This is a genomic window from Bacteroides eggerthii (genome assembly GCF_025146565.1).
GTDB lineage: Bacteria > Bacteroidota > Bacteroidia > Bacteroidales > Bacteroidaceae > Bacteroides > Bacteroides eggerthii.
On sequence record NZ_CP102258.1, the window covers coordinates 3,452,905 to 3,474,099 of the forward strand.

General features: G+C 45.5%; 18 protein-coding genes and 1 riboswitch. Of the genes, 13 read left to right on the forward strand and 5 right to left on the reverse strand.

Annotated features, from left to right (window positions below):
• Window positions 1–2: 2 nt before the first annotated feature.
• From NQ546_RS14240 to NQ546_RS14265, 6 genes are all read left to right on the forward strand, one after another.
• The gene (locus NQ546_RS14240) at window positions 3–1,364 is read left to right on the forward strand and encodes a dihydroorotase (protein ID WP_004290386.1); all 1,362 of its coding nucleotides are present in this window, start codon (window positions 3–5) and stop codon (window positions 1,362–1,364) included.
• 66 nt (window positions 1,365–1,430) lie between these two features.
• Window positions 1,431–2,321 carry a vitamin B12 dependent-methionine synthase activation domain-containing protein gene (locus NQ546_RS14245; protein WP_081446762.1) on the forward strand — a complete coding sequence of 297 codons (891 nt, stop codon included), beginning with the start codon at window positions 1,431–1,433 and terminating at the stop codon, window positions 2,319–2,321.
• A 62-nt stretch (window positions 2,322–2,383) separates the two neighbouring features.
• Window positions 2,384–2,869 carry an RNA polymerase sigma factor gene (locus NQ546_RS14250; RefSeq protein ID WP_004290384.1) on the forward strand — a complete coding sequence of 162 codons (486 nt, stop codon included), beginning with the start codon at window positions 2,384–2,386 and terminating at the stop codon, window positions 2,867–2,869.
• 3 nt (window positions 2,870–2,872) lie between these two features.
• On the forward strand, window positions 2,873–3,499 hold the full coding sequence (locus NQ546_RS14255; RefSeq protein ID WP_004290383.1) for a hypothetical protein: 627 nt from the start codon (window positions 2,873–2,875) through the stop codon (window positions 3,497–3,499).
• Window positions 3,487–4,713, forward strand: a complete 1,227-nt coding sequence (locus tag NQ546_RS14260; RefSeq protein WP_004290382.1) for a metallophosphoesterase — start codon at window positions 3,487–3,489, stop codon at window positions 4,711–4,713. The genes NQ546_RS14255 and NQ546_RS14260 overlap by 13 nt, the downstream gene beginning before the upstream one ends.
• A gap of 49 nt (window positions 4,714–4,762) precedes the next feature.
• Window positions 4,763–5,521, forward strand: coding sequence for a lysophospholipid acyltransferase family protein (locus NQ546_RS14265; protein WP_004290381.1), 759 nt, complete (start codon window positions 4,763–4,765; stop codon window positions 5,519–5,521).
• 49 nt (window positions 5,522–5,570) lie between these two features.
• Here the strand turns inward: NQ546_RS14265 and NQ546_RS14270 are convergent, their stop codons facing one another.
• Window positions 5,571–6,326, reverse strand: a complete 756-nt coding sequence (locus NQ546_RS14270) for a DUF4369 domain-containing protein (RefSeq protein ID WP_004290380.1) — start codon at window positions 6,324–6,326, stop codon at window positions 5,571–5,573.
• Between the two features lie 133 nt (window positions 6,327–6,459).
• On the opposite strand from NQ546_RS14270, the gene NQ546_RS14275 reads away from it, so the two are divergent.
• The 5 genes from NQ546_RS14275 (at window position 6,460) to NQ546_RS14295 (ending at window position 13,003) form a co-directional block, all read left to right on the forward strand.
• Entirely contained in the window at window positions 6,460–7,692 is a 1,233-nt protein-coding gene (locus tag NQ546_RS14275) for an anaerobic sulfatase-maturation protein (RefSeq protein ID WP_004290378.1), read from the forward strand.
• A 23-nt stretch (window positions 7,693–7,715) separates the two neighbouring features.
• A complete protein-coding gene (locus NQ546_RS14280) occupies window positions 7,716–9,878 on the forward strand; it encodes a S46 family peptidase (protein ID WP_004290377.1) in 2,163 nt (720 codons plus the stop codon).
• A gap of 97 nt (window positions 9,879–9,975) precedes the next feature.
• A complete protein-coding gene (locus tag NQ546_RS14285) occupies window positions 9,976–12,138 on the forward strand; it encodes a S46 family peptidase (protein WP_004290376.1) in 2,163 nt (720 codons plus the stop codon).
• An 89-nt stretch (window positions 12,139–12,227) separates the two neighbouring features.
• Window positions 12,228–12,524 (forward strand): thioredoxin, encoded by a 297-nt coding sequence (gene trxA / locus NQ546_RS14290; RefSeq protein ID WP_004292629.1) that lies wholly within the window; start codon window positions 12,228–12,230, stop codon window positions 12,522–12,524.
• Between the two features lie 8 nt (window positions 12,525–12,532).
• Window positions 12,533–13,003: a thioredoxin family protein gene (locus NQ546_RS14295; protein WP_004290374.1), complete on the forward strand. Its 471-nt coding sequence runs from the start codon at window positions 12,533–12,535 to the stop codon at window positions 13,001–13,003.
• A 134-nt stretch (window positions 13,004–13,137) separates the two neighbouring features.
• On the opposite strand, the gene NQ546_RS14300 is transcribed toward NQ546_RS14295, so the two are convergent.
• The 4 genes from NQ546_RS14300 to NQ546_RS14315 all read right to left on the reverse strand — a co-directional run bounded on the left by NQ546_RS14300 (window position 13,138) and on the right by NQ546_RS14315 (window position 18,296).
• Window positions 13,138–13,989 carry a histidinol-phosphatase gene (locus NQ546_RS14300; RefSeq protein WP_021940310.1) on the reverse strand — a complete coding sequence of 284 codons (852 nt, stop codon included), beginning with the start codon at window positions 13,987–13,989 and terminating at the stop codon, window positions 13,138–13,140.
• Between the two features lie 65 nt (window positions 13,990–14,054).
• On the reverse strand, window positions 14,055–15,944 hold the full coding sequence (locus NQ546_RS14305) for an ABC-F family ATP-binding cassette domain-containing protein (RefSeq protein ID WP_004290372.1): 1,890 nt from the start codon (window positions 15,942–15,944) through the stop codon (window positions 14,055–14,057).
• 79 nt (window positions 15,945–16,023) lie between these two features.
• Window positions 16,024–16,833 carry a DUF3805 domain-containing protein gene (locus NQ546_RS14310; RefSeq protein WP_004290371.1) on the reverse strand — a complete coding sequence of 270 codons (810 nt, stop codon included), beginning with the start codon at window positions 16,831–16,833 and terminating at the stop codon, window positions 16,024–16,026.
• A 260-nt stretch (window positions 16,834–17,093) separates the two neighbouring features.
• On the reverse strand, window positions 17,094–18,296 hold the full coding sequence (locus NQ546_RS14315; RefSeq protein WP_039953246.1) for a hypothetical protein: 1,203 nt from the start codon (window positions 18,294–18,296) through the stop codon (window positions 17,094–17,096).
• Window positions 18,297–18,489: 193 nt separating this feature from the next.
• Between NQ546_RS14315 and NQ546_RS14320 the strand changes: the two genes are divergently transcribed.
• Together NQ546_RS14320 and NQ546_RS14325 are read left to right on the forward strand one after the other, a co-directional pair.
• A complete protein-coding gene (locus NQ546_RS14320) occupies window positions 18,490–19,179 on the forward strand; it encodes a response regulator transcription factor (RefSeq protein ID WP_004290369.1) in 690 nt (229 codons plus the stop codon).
• On the forward strand, window positions 19,154–20,950 hold the full coding sequence (locus tag NQ546_RS14325; RefSeq protein ID WP_004290368.1) for a sensor histidine kinase: 1,797 nt from the start codon (window positions 19,154–19,156) through the stop codon (window positions 20,948–20,950). The genes NQ546_RS14320 and NQ546_RS14325 overlap by 26 nt, the downstream gene beginning before the upstream one ends.
• 33 nt (window positions 20,951–20,983) lie before the next feature.
• Window positions 20,984–21,194, forward strand: a riboswitch (cobalamin riboswitch).
• Window position 21,195: the final 1 nt, after the last annotated feature.

A 21,195-nucleotide genomic window follows, 5' to 3' on the forward strand; every position in this document is an offset into this window, starting at 1 on the left:
ACATGAAAAGAACGCTGATACATAACGCTACGATTGTCAATGAAGGACAATCCACTCAAGGTTCAGTAGTTATAGAAAACGGACGTATTGCCGAGGTGCTTACCAACTGGAAACCGCTTTCCGCACCTTGCGAAGAAGTAATTGATGCAACCGGCTGCTACCTGCTACCCGGCATCATTGACGATCACGTGCATTTTCGTGATCCGGGGCTTACCCATAAGGCAGATATCCTGACAGAAAGCTCCGCAGCAGCTGCCGGTGGCGTAACCTCCATAATGGATATGCCGAACACCAATCCTTTGACCGTCACTCTGGATGCCCTGAATAGTAAATTCGACTTACTGAATGAGAAATGTATTGTCAATCACTCTTGCTATTTCGGAGCGACTAATGACAACTATACGGAATTCGACAAGCTGGACAAGAGCCGCGTATGCGGTATCAAGCTGTTTATGGGTTCCAGTACCGGTAATATGCTGGTAGACAAAATGAACAGTCTTCTGAAAATCTTCAATGGCACAGACATGCTGATAGCCGCCCATTGCGAAGACCAGGAAATCATAAAAGCCAATATCGAGATATACAAGAAAAAATACAAGGGAACGGACGACATCCCCGTCAATGCCCACCCCGGTATACGTTCTGTTTCCGCCTGCTATGCCTCTTCCGAATTGGCCATCCGTCTGGCAAGAATTGCCGGAGCACGACTGCATATTCTGCATGTATCTACCTCCAAAGAACTGAAACTCTTCAGTAGCGAACCTTTGGAAGATAAGAATATTACATCCGAAGCATGCGTAGCGCATCTACTCTATACGCTATCCCATTATAACAGCCTGGGTGCACGCATAAAATGCAACCCTGCCATTAAGAGAAAAACTGATCGGGAAGCTCTACGAGCAGCCGTCAATTCCGGCCTGATTGATGTGATAGCCACCGACCATGCTCCCCACTTATTGAGTGAAAAAGAAGGAGGAGCGCTGAAAGCCATGTCCGGTATGCCTATGATACAGTTTTCTCTCGTAAGCATGTTGGGACTGGTGGACGAAGGAATCTTTTCACTGGAGACTATTGTGCAGAAAATGTGCCATGCACCTGCCCAAATATACGGTATCTGCCGACGCGGATATATCCGAGAAGGTTATCAGGCAGATTTAGTGCTGGTACGCCCCAATTCTCCCTGGGAAGTTACTTCAGACAAGATCTTGAGCAAATGCGGCTGGAGCCCCTTAGAAGGACATACGTTCAACTGGAAAGTAGAAAAGACATTTGCCAACGGACATCTTATCTACAATGGCGATACGGTGGACGGGACTTATCGCGGTGAAGAGTTGAGATTCGATTACCGGTCATCCAAAGCGTAAATCTTTCATGGTATACAGCAAATTCAGAATGTAATTTAGTGTAAATAAATCAGAGTATACAATAAATTGCCAACTATCAATTATAAAATCCACGAGGTAAGTCCCTACATCAACTGGATCTATTTTTTCCATGCATGGGGCTTCCAACCCAGGTTTGCGGCAATTGCCAATATCCATGGCTGTGATTCCTGTCGTGCCATGTGGCTCGCATCTTTTCCTCAAGAAGACCGCGCCAAAGCAGCTGAAGCCATGCAGTTGTTTAAGGAAGCAAATAGAATTCTTAACCGATTGGATGAGGATATTACGGTTCAATGTATCTATAGATTGTGCCATACTAATGCAGAAGATGATAACCTCATCATTGAAGGTACGTTGTTTCCCTTACTCCGCCAGCAGACCCCCAATCCGGACGGAAGCCCGTTCCTCTGCTTGAGTGACTTTATACGCCCTCTTTCATCCGGCATAGCAGATACCATAGGTCTGTTCGCATCTTCTATCAGTCCAGAGGTTGAAGAATATTATAAGGATGACCCCTATAAACATCTCCTTGTACAAACCCTATCGGACCGCCTTGCCGAAGCAGCAACGGAGAAAATGCATGAATACGTACGTAAGGTAGCTTGGGGCTATGCTCCCGATGAATCGTTTTCCATCCCAGACTTATTGGTTGAGAAATATCAGGGTATCCGTCCTGCAGTGGGCTACCCCTCCCTGCCCGACCAGTCTGTGAATTTTATATTGAACGAACTGCTGGACATGGAACAAATAGGCATCACACTAACCGAAAATGGAGCCATGCATCCGCATGCCTCCGTCTGCGGTCTTATGCTGTCACATCCCCGGTCACGTTATTTTGCCGTAGGAAAGATTGATGAAGACCAATTGGAAGATTATGCCCGCCGACGTGGCAGACCGATTGACGAAATGCGAAAATTTCTGGCTGCAAACCTGAGATAATGTGATTTTTCGATTTTCACTGCGACATACAAAATAAAAAGCGATTCGAGAAACAATACACAATGGAAAATATAGAACAAGAGTTTCTGTCCGTTATACGGGAATATGAGCGCGTCATCTATAAGGTGTGCTACCTGTACACTACTCCGAACGCGACTCTTAGTGACCTGTATCAGGAAGTGGTGCTCAATATATGGAAAGCATTTCCAAAGTTCAGACGAGAATGTAAGATCTCTACGTGGATTTACCGTATTGCTTTAAATACCTGCATCAGTTTCATACGGAAAGAAAAAAACATCCCTGAGATTGTAACCCTCACCCAAGAAGCCGACCGCAGTGAAGAGGATGATGAAACGCAAGCCATGCTACGGCAACTCTACCGGATGATAAACCGGTTAGGGCAATTGGAAAAATCCATTATACTGCTTTACCTGGAAGAAAAAAGCTATGAGGAAATTGCCGAAATCACCGGACTGACTATTACCAACGTCGCCACTAAACTCAACCGCATTAAAGACAAACTGAAAAAGATGAACAAGGAGGAATAATATATGGAACTGGACGAACTGAAAAAATCATGGAATGCCTTAGATGCACAGTTGCAAAAGGAACCGATTGCCGATGAACAACAAATAAAAGAATTGATTGCAAATTATAAAACAAATACCCGGCACAGCCTGGGACGACTTGTTTTCCTACAACGCTTCTCACTGGGAATAGGTGCGGTAGGGCTGGCCATCATCCTATTGATATGGCTCTTACTGCCCACCTTCGGCTTCAATGAGCACCTGCAGAACAAAATTGCCATATTCCTGGCTTTCATCACCGTTACCATCCTTGGCGGTATGTGGTGGGACTGGAAAACCTACCTTTGGAACAAGAACACGTTAGTGGATGAAATGCCCGTAGCAGAGGTGAGCCGGCGCATGAGCACATTCCGTTACTGGACTCACTACGAGGTATGGGCGGTGGCTATTTGGACCATAGTCTTCACTGCACTGTTCTACTGGGTAATGGACTACTATATGTTGCCTCTTGGAGTACAAGCCGTCCTATTGATATGTTACATTATCTGGGATGTCATTCTTATTTATTTCATCTACAAGAGACTCATCTATAAACATCTCGACAATATTAAAAAGAACATAGAAGAACTCAAAGATATATGCACCGAATAACTCTTATACTTATCTTATTCCTGCTTTTACCGGACATGTACATCTACCTGGTGTACATCGTAAAGAAAACACGCAGTGTAATCCGTCGCAGTATATACTGGCTTCCTACTGTTGTACTGGTAGCCCTATATTTGTACTATATCTATATGGCAGGAGAGAATGCTCTTTCCCGACATCCCCAAAGCATCGGCAGGCTGGCTGTAGCTGTAATGCTGTTTGCCGTTCCCAAAACCGTATTTATGCTCTGCTCGCTGCTTGGCATACTGATGCGTGGAATCAGTCGTTTTCTGTCTTTCGCCATTTTCCGTACACCGTTCAGGAATCCCCGATTCCCTTTTGTCGCCCACCGACTTCCATATACTCTTCTCGGGCTGATACTGGGTACAATCACTTTTGCCAATATCCTCTATGGAGCAATAGTCGGCATCAAACGTTTTGAAGTAAAAGATGTAGAGTACCACTCGACTAATCTTCCCAAAGGATTTGACGGTTACCGTATTCTTCAACTATCGGACATACATATAGGCAGCTGGCAAGGAAATCCGGAAGCCATTCGGCAACTGGTCAATTTGGTGAATGAGCAGAAAGCAGACTTGATTGTCTTTACCGGCGACTTGGTCAATCAGCAAAGTCACGAGCTGGACAGTTTCAAAGAAATCCTCTCGCAGCTCCACGCCCCCGGTGGCGTGTATTCCGTTCTCGGCAACCATGATTACGGAACTTATTACCGCTGGCATAGCAGAAAAGAAGAAGTTGCCAATTTAGAATATCTGATAGAGCAACAAAAGGATATGGGCTGGAAGATGCTGAACAACGATCATACTATTATACATCACAAAAGCGACAGCATAGCCCTGATAGGTGTTGAGAACGACGGAGAACCTCCTTTCTCCCAGTTTGCCGATTTTCCCAAAGCCATACAGGGTACGGAAGGGATGTTCCGCATCCTGCTCAGCCACAACCCTACTCATTGGCGGCGCGAAGTTTTGCCGGACTCAGACATTGAGTTGACCCTCTCCGGACATACACATGCGATGCAAATGGAAATGCTCGGACATTCACTGGCCTCCCTCATATATCCGGAGTGGTCGGGCATGTATTATGAAGGCAAGCGTGCATTGTACGTCAATGTCGGTATAGGGTATGTAGGGCTGCCTTTCCGCTTTGGTGCGTGGCCTGAAATCACCGTCATAAAATTAGTCTGCGAGAATTAGTGACAAAATAAAAAAAGGTCTATCTTTGTGGCAACAAAATCCCAAACCTATGAAAATACTCTATAATATTTATCAGATTTGCTTTGCATTGCCTATATTATTGGTGCTGACAATTCTCACCGCACTGGTCACTATTATCGGTTCGTTATTGGGCGGCGCCCACATCTGGGGATATTATCCGGGGAAAATATGGTCACAATTGATTTGTTATCTTCTACTTATTCCGGTAAAAATAAACGGGCGGGAGAAATTGCATAAACGCACTTCCTACGTATTTGTTCCCAATCATCAAGGCTCATTCGACATTTTCCTGATTTACGGCTTTTTAGGGCGGAACTTCAAATGGATGATGAAGAAAAGCCTTCGGAAAATTCCATTCGTGGGCAAAGCATGCGAAAGTGCCGGACACATCTTCGTAGACCGTTCCAGTCCGAAAAAAGTACTGGCAACGATGCGCCAGGCGGAAGCCTCTTTGAAAGACGGGGTATCGTTAGTGGTATTCCCCGAGGGGGCACGTACATTCACCGGGCACATGGGCTATTTCAAAAGAGGAGCCTTTCAGTTGGCAGACGAACTTCAGTTGGCAGTAGTGCCTGTTACAATCGACGGTTCGTTCGAGATACTGCCCCGGACCGGCAAGTGGATACACCGCCACCGCATGGTACTGACTATTCATGAACCGATTGCCCCCAAAGGGCAAGGGGCAGAGAATATTAAGGCCACTATGACAGAAGCTTATGCAGCCGTAGAAAGCAGCCTCCCGGAGAAATTTAAGGGAATGGTTAAAAACGAAGATCAAGACCGTTAAGATTTCCTGTTCTTGCAACACATACTGAGTGCAATGGTCTGCTTACAGATTATTTACCGGAAGTATCCGCTACTGAAGCATTTTCCCTTACACGCTGATGCTCTTCAATCAACTGCATGTTCTCTTTAGCCTTTGAAAGGAACGCCTTCACCAATTCGTTTTTCTTGAATTCCAAAGGAGCAGTTCTCATGATATCCTCTATCTGCGGAGTCATGATAGGATACGGCAACGTGCTGCACATCATCATAAAGACACTCGGTCCCAACACATTCTCATAATTATCAATGATGAACTGTTTGACATAACCGTTCATCTCCTTTACAAGAGCCTCACCCTCTTGTTCCAGTTCTTTATGAACCTCTTCCAGATTGACTCCGTCCAGCACCATACGCGCCTCTTTACGGTCAAGTTCTTCTATCTGCAGTTCCAGTGCATTTCTCTTTTCGATGAATTCATACAACAGGTTATTGAGAGCCGTACCTTTGGCAGTCAATTGCGTGTTGGAAATGGAAACTTCAATCTTACCGTCTTCCAGCACAAGTGGCATAATACCTTCATCATTCATATAAAGAGTTGCCATTATCACAGAATCAACCCTGCCCCTCATTGAGAAAAGTCCATGAATAACTTCCGCCGAGTCAACAGTTACCCATTGGCCATCCTTCAAGGTTTTAAGGTATAACATTTTCCCGTCGAGGCTTGTTACCGAAGAACTGCCTTCCACCTTATACTTCCGGGTACAAGAAGCGAGAAACATAAGTAAAAGCAAAAGAGGCAAAATGCGGTTTACACTCATTTTAATCATGCAGGAAACGATTTATGAATTATACGCAACAAAGGTATTAATATTCCTTATAAACCGGATAGAAAGAAAGGAATTTTCATTTGGTTTACGTATTTTTGCACAATCATAAATAATAAAAATCGGGAAAATATACATGTCAACCTATGCTCCTTTTGCCAAACCTCTGTATGTGATGCTGAAGCCCGTAGGGGCTGTGTGCAACCTTGCATGCGATTATTGTTACTACCTGGAGAAGTCCAAATTATACGTAAACAATCCCAAACATGTAATGAGTGATGAACTGCTTGAAAAGTTCATAGAAGAATATATCAATTCGCAGACGATGCCGCAGGTGCTGTTCACCTGGCATGGCGGAGAAACCCTGATGCGCCCGCTGGCTTTCTACAAAAAGGCCATGGAGCTGCAAAAGAAGTACGCCAACGGCCGGACCATTGACAATTGCATCCAGACAAACGGTACATTGCTCACCGACGAATGGTGCGAATTCTTTAAAGAGAACAACTGGCTGGTAGGCGTATCCATCGACGGTCCGCAAGAGTTCCACGACGAATACCGCAAGAACAAACTTGGCAAACCGTCCTTTGTAAAAGTGATGCAAGGCATCAACCTGCTGAAAAAGCATGGAGTGGAATGGAACGCAATGGCGGTGGTGAACGACTTCAATGCCGATTACCCTCTCGAGTTCTACAATTTTTTCAAAGAAATCGGTTCACATTACATACAGTTCGCTCCTATCGTGGAACGTATTACCCCTCATCAGGACGGACGCCACCTTGCCTCACTGGCAGACAAGGAGAAATCTACGGAACTGGCAGACTTCTCCGTCAGTCCGGAACAATGGGGAGACTTCCTCTGCGCCCTGTTCGACGAATGGGTGAAGCAAGATGTGGGGACTTATTACATCCAGCTCTTCGACTCCACCCTTGCCAACTGGGTAGGCGAACAGCCCGGTGTATGCTCCATGGCAAAGACCTGCGGACATGCCGGTGTAATGGAATTCAACGGCGACGTATATGCCTGTGACCATTTTGTATTCCCTGAATATAAATTAGGAAATATCTATCAGAAGACGCTCGTCGAGATGATGTACAGTGAACAACAGCAAAACTTCGGACTGATGAAGCAGAAATCGCTCCCCACCCAGTGCCGGGAATGCGAATGGCTGTTTGCCTGCAACGGTGAATGTCCCAAGAATCGCTTTGCGCATACAGCAAACGGTGAACCCGGACTGAACTACCTCTGCGCAGGCTACCGGAAATTCTTCAAGCATGTAGCCCCCTACATGGACTACATGAAGCAGGAATTGATGAATCAGCGTCCGCCTGCAAACGTCATGGAAGCCGTTCGGGAAGGAAAATTCAAATAAGTCATATATTAATTAATAAAAGAATGAAATTAACGAAGTATTTGATTGCGGCTATCGCCGTATTAACAACCGTCTGCTCCGTACGTGCAGACGAAGGAATGTGGTTACTGCAACTTATGAAACAGCAGAACTCCATCGACATGATGAAGAAACAAGGGTTAAAGCTCGAAGTCGATGATATATATAATCCGAACGGCGTGTCATTGAAGGACGCCGTCGGCATCTTTGGCGGCGGTTGCACCGGCGAGATTATTTCACCGGAAGGATTAATCCTCACCAACCACCATTGCGGCTATGGCGCTATCCAACAACACAGCTCAGTGGAGCACGATTACTTGACAGACGGTTTTTGGGCAAAAAGCCGCAGTGAGGAGTTGCCCACTCCGGGATTGAAATTCCGTTTCGTACACCGCATTGTGGACATCACCGACCTTGTCAACGCGAAAATCAAAGCCGGAGAAGTAACGGAAGTCGACGCCCTGACCGCACCATTCCTCAACAAACTTGCCAAAGAGGAACTGGAGAAGAGCGACCTGAGAGGTAAACCGGGCATTGAAGTAAAAGCACTACCTTTCTATGCCGGAAATAAGTTCTATTTGTTCTATTATAAGGTATACAGCGACGTCCGCATGGTAGCTGCCCCTCCTTCCTCAGTAGGAAAGTTCGGTGGTGAAACGGATAACTGGATGTGGCCGCGCCATACGGGAGATTTCTCCATGTTCCGCATCTATGCCGACAAAAACGGAGAGCCTGCCGAATATTCTCAGGACAACGTACCTTTGCAGACTCCGAAGTACCTGTCTATCTCCATCAAGGGCTTGCAAGAGAATGACTACGCCATGATTATGGGGTTCCCCGGAAGAACCAGCCGCTACCTCACCCGATCGGAAGTGAAAGAGCGTATGGAAGCAGACAACCAGGCCATGATTGACATGCGTGGAGTGCGCCTCGACGTGCTGCGCAAATATATGAACGCCAGCGACAAGACCCGCATACAGTATGCCAACAAATTTGCCGGAAGCAGTAACTACTGGAAAAATTCCATCGGCATGAACAAGGCAATCATCGACAATGACGTGCTGGGCACTAAAGCAGAACAAGAAAAGAAATTTGCGGAATTTGCCAAAGGCAAACCCGAATACGAGGGAGTGGTAGACAAGATTGACGGTATCATCGCCAAGAGAAAGCCTGTCAGCCGCCAACTTGAGTATTTGTACGAAGCATTGAGCGGTGCCATTGAATTCGGCAGCCCATACATGGTAATGGACAACATCAAGACTGCATTAGAAGAGAAAAACGACTCACTGCTTACTGCCTCCAAAGCGCAACTGGAAGAAGTGTTCAACAGCATCCACAACAAAGACTACGACCACGAAGTGGATCGTGCCGTAGCCAAAGCCATTCTTCCCGCCCTTGCCCAAAAGCTGAAACCGGAAGAACTGCCCACCTTCTATCTGACCATACGGGATAAGTACAAAGGCGACTACAACGTCTTTGTAGACGATCTGTACGACAACTCCATCCTTGCCAACCGCGCCAACTTTGACAAGTTCATGAAGAAGCCCACAGTGAAGGCCATCGAAAAAGATCCCGCCACTGCCTACTCCCGTTCAAAGCTGGAAAAGCTGAACGCCGTTATTATGGAAAACAGGGCTTTGAGCAATGATCTCGATCTGCTGCATAAAGCGTACATCCGCGGTTTAGGAGAGATGAAACTGCCCGTACCCTCTTATCCGGATGCCAACTTCACACTCCGTCTGACCTACGGAAATGTAAAATCATACGACCCGCGTGATGCCGTACACTACAACTACTACACCACCACAGACGGTATTCTCGAAAAAGAGAACCCTGAAGACCGGGAATTCGTAGTTCCGGCCAAGCTGAAAGAACTCATTCTCAATAAAGATTTCGGCCGCTACGCCATGCCTGACGGCACAATGCCTGTCTGCTTCCTAACAACCAACGACATCACCGGAGGTAACTCCGGAAGCCCCGTCATCAACGGAGAAGGGCAACTCATCGGCTGCGCATTCGACGGCAACTGGGAGTCTCTGAGTGGTGACATCAACTTCAACAACAACCTGCAACGTTGCATCGCACTGGACATCCGCTACGTACTTTTCATCCTTGAAAAACTGGGCGGATGCGGGCATTTGATAAAAGAAATGAACATTATCGAGTAAATCGAGAGACCTCCCCTAAAAGGATATAAGAGTGAATGACATTCGGTCGTATACTGAATGGCATTCACTCTCAAAACATCTTCTAACACACATTTACATGAGACAAATCATTTTATCATTATTCCTTACATCCGGTATCTTATCGGTCTATGCCGATGAAGGAATGTGGATGCTTACCGACCTCAAAAAACAGAATGAGGTCGCTATGACCGAACTCGGACTGCTAATCCCTGCCGAAGAGATATACAATCCCAATGGCATAGCCCTGAAAGATGCAGTCGTACATTTCGGCGGCGGTTGCACAGGTGAAGTCATCTCAGCAGAAGGACTGGTACTTACCAACCACCATTGCGGATACGGAGCCATCCAGCAACATAGCAGCGTAGAACATGACTATCTGACCGACGGTTTCTGGGCAATGTCACGCAGCGAAGAACTCCCCTGCAAAGGGCTTACCGTCACTTACATTGACGAGATAATGGATGTGACAGACTACGTCAACAAGCAATTACAGATTGACTCCGACCCAAACGGAACCAACTACCTGTCTCCCAAATACCTAACCAAGATAGCCGACCGCTTCCTTTCCGAACAAGGCACAACGCTCACACCCGGCCGTAAAGCGGAACTGAAAGCGTTCTACGGCGGAAACAAATACTACCTGTTTCTCAAGACCACCTACAGCGACATCCGTATGGTAGGCGCGCCCCCCTCCTCCATAGGCAAGTTCGGCGCCGATACGGACAACTGGATGTGGCCGCGCCACACAGGCGACTTCTCCCTTTTCCGCATCTATGCTGACAAAGACGGAAAGCCGGCCGAGTATAACCGCGACAACGTCCCCTTACAGGTAAAGAAGCATCTCACCATCAGCCTTGCCGGCTATCGCGAAGGCGACTTCACATTCGTTATGGGATTTCCCGGACGTAACTGGCGCTACATGATTTCCGATGAAGTGGAAGAACGTATGCAAACCACCAACTTCATGCGCCATCACGTGCGCGACGTCCGCCAGAAAGCTCTTATGGAACAGATGCTGAAGGACGATGCCGTACGCATCCACTATGCAAGCAAGTATGCCTCTTCCGCCAACTACTGGAAGAATGCAATCGGCATGAACGAAGGGCTTGTCCGCCTGAAAGTACTGGATACGAAACGCGCACAGCAGGAACAACTTCTGGCACGTGGGCGTGCCTTGAACGACAGTTCCTATCAAAAAGCCTTCGATCAGATACGCGACATCGTAAAACACCGCCGCGGCGCCCTCTATCATCAGCAAGCCATTCAGGAAGCGTTGATTACCGGACTTGACTTTATGAAAATTCCGAGTACCACCGCACTGGTCGCCGCTTTGAAAAGCAAAGACAAAGTCAAGATCAAAGCCGCTGCCGACAGTTTGCAGATTGCAGCCGACAAGTATTTCTCTGCCGTCCCTTTCCCCGAAGTGGAACGGCTTGTTGGCAAAAAGATGCTGCAAACCTATATGAAATATATCCCCGCCGAACAACGCATCGGTATCTTCAAGATTATCGACCGGCGGTTCAAGGGTGACAGTGATGCTTTCATTGACGCTTGTTTCGAATATTCCATCTTTGGCAGCAAGGAAAACTTTGCCAAGTTCATCCGCAAGCCCAGCCTGTATAAAATTGGCAATGACTGGATGACCCTGTTCAAATATTCCATTACCGACGGCCTGCTGCAAACCACCATTGCCATGATGGATGCCAACCGCAACTACAACGCTGCCCACAAAGTATGGGTAAAGGGAATGATGGATATGAAGCGTGAAGCCGGCACTCCTATCTATCCGGATGCCAACTCTACCCTGCGCCTGACCTACGGGCGCGTATTGCCGTACCGCCCTGCCGACGGTGTGGAGTACGGATATTACACCACACTGAAAGGAGCCATGGAAAAGGAAGACCCCAACAACTGGGAGTTTGTGGTTCCCGCCAGATTAAAGCAATTGTACCAGGCCAAAGACTTCGGACAATACGCCATGCCCGATGGTGAGATGCCCGTTTGTTTCATCGTAAATACAGACAATACAGGCGGCAACTCAGGCAGTCCGGTGTTCAATGCCAAAGGCGAGCTGATAGGTACAGCTTTCGACCGCAACTACGAAGGGCTGACGGGTGACATCGCATTCCGTCCCTCCTCACAGCGTGCCGCTTGCGTGGACATCCGCTACACCTTGTTCATCATAGACAAGTATGCCGGTGCTTCGCACATCATCAAGGAATTGACAATCAGCGATTAGTGTTCTGCGGTGAATGATTGGCAATTGATAATGAACTTTTTCCCCGTTTATCTGTTATATATTTGATTAATTATTATAAAATAAAGATTATGGAAAAGTTTGAAGAATTAATACAATCAGAAAAGCCTGTTTTAGTAGATTTCTTTGCTACCTGGTGTGGCCCTTGCAAAGCAATGCATCCTGTGTTGGAAGCTTTGAAAGACGAAATCGGCGACAGAGCACGCATCGCAAAAATAGACGTAGACCAACATGAAGAACTGGCTGCAAGCTACCGCATACAAATGGTTCCTACTTTCATCCTATTCAGAAAAGGGGAAGCGATATGGCGCCATTCAGGTGTAATCAGCGGTAAGGAGCTTAAAGCCATTATCGAACAAAACTCATAATTAGAAAAATGAAGAAAATTATAGCTATGGCGGCTCTCATCTTCTCAAGCATTCTGACCTATGCTTGTACCGACGGAGCCAGACAAAAACAAGCAGAAAAGCAAGAGACTACTCAGGAAGGTAATGTAATCGTAATGAACAAAGACATGTTTATTAAAGAAATATTCGATTACGAAAAGTCCAAAGAGTGGAAGTACAAAGGCGATAAACCCGCTATCATTGATTTATACGCCGACTGGTGCGGCCCCTGCCGCATGACGGCTCCTATCATGAAAGAACTGGCAAAGGAATATGCCGGAAAAATCGTGATATACAAAGTCAATGTAGACAAGGAGAAAGAGCTGGCTGCTTTATTCAATGCTACGAGCATTCCCCTTTTTGTCTTCGTACCGATGCAGGGTGAACCCCAGTTGTTTCGCGGAGCCGCGGACAAGGCAACCTACAAGAAGGCGATTGACGAGTTTCTGCTGAAGAAATAAATAAAGATTAATACCTCAAAAGGAGGCTGAAAATGGAATCCCGCTACCACTCTGTTCTGAATGACAGAGTGATAGCGGGATTCCATTTTCACACATTCCCTTTAAGCATACTATCTTCTGTCCATAAATAACCTTTATAAGACTATCGGCATTTCCTGCCACTTGCCATCGTATAATTCCATTACGGTCTTGTATCCGGCTTTCACCAATGCCCGCAATGCTTCCGGACGGCCACTATTGATCCGTTCCGGATAGTGAGAGTCGCTGTTGACCTGAACCCGGATACCCAAACTGTGCAGCAGCGGGAAATAACGTTCATTGGGATAGAAAGTTCCCAAATCATGATAGGACTTGGTATTGATTTCCACCTGATAGCTACGTGCGGCAATATCTTCAAAAAACTCTTTTACAAGCGTATCATACCAAACTTCATCGAGCAGGCCGGGACGATAGCAGGCCGCATTATAGTGCATCTTGTCCGCATGCCCCACTATATCGAAACCGCCCAACTCCAGCATACGCCTCAGCCGTCCATAATACAGACGCACCACCCTCTCCAGGTCACCTCCGAATTGCTCATCCACAATCCGCTTGAAGGCAGCGGCGGAAACATCCACATCCACAACCTCCGATTCATCATTATACAGCATGTGTACGGAACCGATGCGGTAGTCCAACGGAAGTTTCCGGAAACAGTCAACGGACGGATTACTCTCTTCATTCAGATAATCTATTTCCAAACCAAGATAAAGTTCTATCTTCCGAGCATATTTCTTTTTCATCCGATGAAATTCCGCCAGATAGTCATCCATGCGATCCCATTCCATTGCCCACGCCGTAGAAAAAGGCAACGGGGCATGAGATGAAAAGCCATACGAAGTAAATCCTTCACTTATGGCAAATCGCACGAAGTCCTCCATACCGGCGCGTCCGTCGCAATACAGGCTGTGACTATGATAATTTGTCAGATTTCCATTTCTGCCCATTCTCTTATACTTCAATTATTGTTTCCGAACTTCATAAAACAGTCGATAAAAGTCAAAATGTATTCTCAGTTCGATTCTATTTCGCTTAACTCCAGCCAGCGCATTGTCTTTTCATCAATCAGTTCTGCCAATTCCGGCAGGCGTTTCGACTTCTCTGTCAATTCATCGACGGACAGCGTCCCGCTGCACAATGCCTCCTCAATGGATTGCTTTTCCGCTTCCAATGCCGCAATTTCCTGCTCAAGCATTTCAAACTCACGCTTCTCCTTGAAAGACATACGGCGCTTCTCGTTCAGACGGACTTTCGCAGTCTTTTCCTCCCGGTCTTTTGCCACTTCTTTCTCCTTCTCTTTTTCCCGGACTGCCTTCACATCTTTCCAATCGCGATATTGGGTATAGTTACCGGGAAAATCACGAATATCTCCCTGACCGTTGAACACCAGCAAATGATCCACTACCTTATCCATAAAATAGCGGTCGTGACTCACCACGATGACACAACCTTTGAAATTCTGCAAATATTCCTCCAGCACATTCAGTGTAACAATGTCAAGGTCATTGGTCGGCTCATCCAGCACCAGAAAATTAGGGTTGCGCATCAATACAGTACACAGATAGAGACGGCGGCGCTCGCCACCGCTCAACTTATAAACATAGCTGTGCTGCGTTTCGGGCGTGAAAAGAAAATGTTGCAGAAACTGCGATGCCGTCAGGCGCTTGCCATTACCCAGCTCTATCACCTCGGCAATGTCCTGCACTACATCTATAACCTTCATCTGCTCGTCAAATTGCAAGCCATCCTGCGAATAGTAGCCGAAGCGGACGGTTTCGCCAATGTCCAGCGTTCCACTGTCCGCCTTCTCATCTCCCATCAATATCTTGATAAAAGTAGACTTTCCTGTACCATTATTGCCCACAATACCCATTTTTTCATAACGGGCGAAGATGTAAGAGAAATCATCCAATATCTTCAAATCACCGAAGGACTTGCAAAGATGATCTGCCTCAAATATCTTACTGCCGATGTAAGACGCTTTTACATCCAGCTTCACATTGTCGTTGTTGAAACGCTGCTTGGCCACCTTCTCCAACTCATAAAAAGCATCTTCCCGGTAACGCGCTTTGTGCCCTCTGGCCTGTGGCATACGGCGCATCCACTCAAGTTCAGTGCGATACAGATTATTGGCGCGTTCTATCTCTACCGTCTTTGCTTCGATGCGTTCTTCGCGCTTTTCCAGATAATAGCTGTAATTACCTTTGTACTGGTATATCCGGCGGTTGTCTATTTCGACAATCTCCGAGCAAACGCGGTCAAGGAAATACCGGTCGTGCGTCACCATCAGCAGAGTGAGGTTGGTACGGCGCAAATAGTCTTCCAACCATTCGGTCATATCAAGGTCAAGATGGTTGGTAGGCTCATCCAGTATCAACAAATCAGGCTCGGTGATAAGCGTATTGGCAAGCGCTACGCGCTTCAATTGTCCGCCGGAAAGCGACTTTACCTGCTGGTTGAAATCACGGATTTTCAATTGGGAAAGGATTTGCTTGGCCTTCTGTTCGTACTCCCAGGCCTTCTCCTGATCCATACGCACCAAAATTTCGTCCAAACCGGGGTGTCCCTCCGTCTCCATGCAGCGTTCGTACTCCTTAATCAGTTCTACGGTGCTGTTGCCATGATGAAAACAAGCTTCGAGAACGGTCAGTTCCTCCGGATACTGAGGATCCTGTTCCAGATATCCGACTCTTACATCGCGTCTGAAAGAAATTGTGCCACTATCATAACCTTCCTTTCCGGAAAGAATGTTCAGCAATGTGGACTTGCCGCTGCCATTTTTAGCAATGAGGCCCACACGCTGCCCTTCGGATAAGCCCAAAAAGATATTCTCGAATAGTACCAGATCACCGAATGACTTGGTCAAGTTTTCCACTTGAAGAATTGAATTTACTGCTGCCAAAGCTTATTAAATTAAGAATTGAGAGAATTAAAATTTGAAAGCCGTTATGCGGAACGGCAGTGATCATCAGAAAAAGCTGCTATGAAAGCAAGTTTTTATAAATCTCCGCAAGATAACAGGCTTCTCCGGCTTTCACCTTACTCCATACTAATTTCATCGGGTCTATCATAGCACCGTCTGCTACGTTCACAAGAACAGGAGCTTCACGATTACCGTCAATCAACGTACGCCATTCAAAGCCCTCCACTTCATTGGCAAGAATGGCACAAAGCGTAATGCCCAAAGCGAGCCAGGCTTCCTTTTTCTTGGCACCGATATTGCCGCTATCCATAACCTGTTGCATATTGGCAATGTCTTCTTCCTGTCCCTGAAAGTCTTTCTTCAGGTATTCTTTCACTGTGTTACTCACCCACTCATACGCCTCATTTATCTGATAAATTTCAGACAGGCGTACCGGGATGATCTCCGCCGGATATTTCTGATTGGCCCTGCGTACTTCCAGTGAGGCTATTATGTTTTCGGCTTCCGTCACCGGCTCTCCCTTACGCACCGTAAACGAACATTCAAACGCAACGTCGCCCATTCCCGTAACCCAAAGATGAGATGTATAGTACACCCCTTCTTCCTCGAACATTTCCTTGCTGTACGCACACGACACAGGCCCTATCTTTACAGATGTAGCCGAGGTGTTCTCCTTCAGTTCCTGTTCAACAGCTTCCTTGCCATACGTCGCACTGCCCTTATAGGCCGATATACGGAAATTACCTGTCCACTCGTTAGGATTATAAAACAGGAAAGAACCTTCCCCGTCTTCAAATTCGTTCCAGTCTGCCGGATAGACCATAGAGAACCATGCTCCCGGAGAAATAAATTTCTTACCTTGTTTCATATTTCATTGACTAAATAACTTCTTCCTTGCAAAAGTAACACTACCACTCCTGATATGCAAACAATCGAAACAAAAAACAGCCGATTCTCACGAACCGACTGTTCCAATCATCATCTATGAATGAAGACTTTTAGGTCTCCAATATTTTAATCATATCTTAAAATCCACATTCTGAGTGCAAAGATAGGAAATTTACATCATAAAATAAAATGCGATAAAAAATTAGTTTTGAGCAGTATTTCACAACTTGTCCATTTCAACTATTTTCCTATTGGCTGTATCTGCCTTCTTACTTCCTTGGATATTTCCAAAAACATATAATTCAATTTACCGGAGTGAATACCTTTTTCATTTTCCTTATATTTCCTGTTTGCATACTCTTTAGACTTATCAAAAGTGATACGGGACATCTGATTCTGTGTTTTTCCGATCATAGTAGAGTCCAATTGTTCATCAGGAAAAAAATCATCCAAATCAACATCACCAATCATAGTCGTTTCAAGGAACTTCATGTCTTTGTGATTTGCATCAGTATAATACCCCACAAACATATGACCGGGTGTCCGCACCAATATCGGCTCCATATTAATGGCACGAAGCAAAGAAGCAAACAAGACGCTGCCATCCACACAATTTATTTGCGACGATTCCAAAGCATCATCAAACGTACGGACCCGTTGAGAGAAAACAACATTACTGGACAAACTTGTGTTGGATACGGAACTATAACGGAATTTGCGTTTCTGCAAAACATTCCATAAAGCGTAAACCTGATTATCAACAGCCTCAGGACCTCCCTGATAACCAAGGAAACGATTCACAATGCGAGTGTTCAAAGCCTCACGCAACAGTTGGTCTATCATAGGATTTTCCTCATTTACATAAGCGGCAAAGAAGATTCCGGTATCATGAAATTTTGTACCTCCTGTCACATACCCCAATAGGCACTCATTAATGCTACGTACAGAAAAAGTACGTACCCGTTGCCCCAACTCTTTTCCGTTCATTTCCAACGTAACGGCAACGCTAATCGGCTCCGCCTGATTATTATTTCTCAATGCTTCATAATTCCAAATAATATCAGGGTAAATAATATATTCAGTACGCGGCTTCGCCAATACGAACTCCGAAACAGAACGGGAGAAAAAAGGAGTTTCCGCCACCTCTACCCTCACCCGGCTATATGCTTTTGCGGAACGCACCCTCACTGCAATGCATGATTTCGGGTTTCCGACAAACATCGAGTCCACCGGTATAATGACCTGAGCATCCGTTGTCGCAACACATAAAATACTGGAAGGGAAAATATTTCCACCTAATTCATCCGTTATCTCAAAACCTGAACTGAAAGGAGCAACGTTCAGCCAAATCGAACCGATGATTACAGCCACCGATACAGCACCAACCAGCGGCATGCACCATTTAGACCGCCTCCTTCTCATTATATTCAATAATTCTTTCATATAGCCACCAACCTTAAAACAATACAAAGATAATACTTAATTGGGGGAAACCGGGATTTTGTAATCGCAATGTAACACTTGTTTCACTCTATCGTAACAAAAACGCCGCAATTTTGTCGATGAAAAGAAATAAAGTTTAACTTTGTAATAAAGAGACGCTGTATGCCTCCCATTACATTAATTAAAAAGTACAATGAACGAATACCGGATTTTAGTTGTAGACGACGAAGAAGATTTATGCGAAATCTTAAAGTTCAATCTTGAAAACGAAGGTTACGTAGTAGACACCGCCAATTCCGCAGAAGAAGCCTTGAAATTGGATATCAGTGCCTACAATTTGCTATTGTTGGATGTGATGATGGGAGAAATCTCCGGATTCAAAATGGCAAGTATGCTGAAAAAAGACAAAAAGACAGCCAAAGTTCCTATCATATTCATTACCGCTAAAGACACAGAAAATGATACGGTAACCGGATTTAATCTAGGCGCAGATGATTATATCTCCAAACCGTTTTCTCTGCGCGAAGTAGCGGCACGCGTCAAAGCCGTACTGCGCCGTACCCAGCAAGGAGAAAGAGAACGTGCGCCAGAACAAATCGTCTATGAATCACTGGTGCTTGACATCATCAAAAAGAAAGTAAGTATAGACGGTGAAGAAGCGCCACTTACCAAAAAGGAATTCGAGATATTGCTCCTACTACTTCAAAACAAAGGGCGCGTATTCTCACGTGAGGACATTTTAGGACGTATCTGGAGTGACGAAGTATATGTACTGGACCGCACCATAGACGTAAACATCACTCGTCTGCGCAAAAAAATAGGAATTTACGGCAAATGCATTGTAACTCGTTTAGGATATGGATATTGTTTCGAAGCCCAATAATGACAGACACGTCCTGTCATTCAGCCGGAAGTTGTTCCTTTCGGTGATTTCATTGTTTCTTGTTTTTGCTGTCTGCTTCATCGCCTATCAGTATCAGCGGGAAAAAGAGTACAAAGTAGAGCTGCTTGACACACAACTTCAGGACTACAATGAACGTCTGCAACAGGAACTGCGAAGCACTCCCGACAGCTTATGGACCTCCGTCTTGAACCAATATATAGTCAAAGGGTCGAACAAGGATCTCCGCGTCACTATCGTAAATCTACATGGAGACGTGCTTTATGACAGCTACAACGAAACGTCCCAAGAAGTATTCAACAACCATATCAATCGCCAGGAAATTCAAAAGGCACTAAAAAACGGAAAAGGATATGATTTAAGACGTACTTCCGAAACAACCGGCATACCCTATTTCTATTCGGCCACTCTCTATCCCCATTATATCATCCGTTCAGCATTGCCCTACAACGTAAATCTGATAAACAGCCTGGCTGCCGACCAGCATTATCTTTGGTTTACGACTATCGTTACTCTATTGCTGATATTTGTATTCTACAAATTTACATCCAAACTGGGTATGGCAATCAGCCACTTACGCGAGTTTGCCAAACGTGCCGATAGAAACGAACCAGTGGAAACCGATATACAATCTGCTTTCCCACACAATGAACTCGGCGAAATCTCCCAACATATCATACAAATATATAAACGCCTGCGTGAAACCAAAGAAGCACTATATATCGAGCGTGAAAAACTGATCACCCATTTGCAGACCTCTCGCGAAGGATTGGGAGTATTTACTAAAGACAAGAAGGAAATTCTCGTCAACAACCTTTTTACTCAATACAGCAACTTAATTTCAGACTCTAATCTACAAACCACTGAAGAGATATTCTCTGTCTGTGAGTTTCAGAAAATTACCGACTTCATCAGCAAGGCGCAAAGACGCCCTTCGGATAAAGAAGAAAAACGACTGTCCATCAACATTAATAAAAACGGGCGTATATTCATCGTAGAGTGCATCATCTTCCAAGACCTGAGTTTTGAAATCTCCATTAATGACATCACACAGGAGGAAGAACAGGTACGCTTGAAACGCCAACTGACACAGAACATAGCCCATGAACTGAAAACCCCCGTAAGCAGCATACAAGGCTATTTGGAAACCATTGTCAACAACGAAAACATTCCCCATGAGAAGATACAGACTTTTCTCGAACGATGCTATGCTCAAAGCAACCGCCTCAGCCGCTTATTACGGGACATTTCCGTACTGACACGCATGGACGAAGCAGCCAATATGATTGATATGGAAAAAGTGGACATCAGTATGCTCGTCTCCAGCATAGTCAATGAAGTTTCATTGGAACTGGAAGAGAAGCGTATAACTGTAGTCAACAGTCTGCAACCCAAAATACAGCTGAAAGGTAACTATTCACTGCTCTATTCTATCTTCCGTAACCTAATGGACAATGCCATAGCCTATGCCGGAACAAATATCCATATTAATATCAACTGTTTCCGCGAAGACGAGAATTTCTATTATTTTAGTTTTGCCGATACAGGAATAGGCGTTTCACCGGAACACCTGAACCGTTTGTTCGAACGCTTTTACCGCGTAGATAAAGGACGCTCACGTAAGCTGGGCGGTACAGGTTTGGGGCTTGCTATCGTGAAAAACGCTGTCATTATTCATGGTGGAACAATTTCCGCCAAAAATAATCAAGGTGGCGGACTGGAATTTGTATTTACGCTGGCAAAGGAGAAATAATTTTCCTATTCATTCCCGTTTGTTACTTTTTTCATTATCTTTGCAATGCATTGGTTTGCTTCCTTTTTTCAAAGGAGGCAATTAAAAGGGAATCAGGTGTAAGTCCTGGACAGTCCCGCTGCTGTAAGTTTCACACAATGTTGCAGACAATAAAACTCTCTACCCATGCCACTGGAAATATATTCCGGGAAGGCAGTCTGTAACAGAAACAAGTCAGAAGACCTGCCATGCACCATTTTATCATT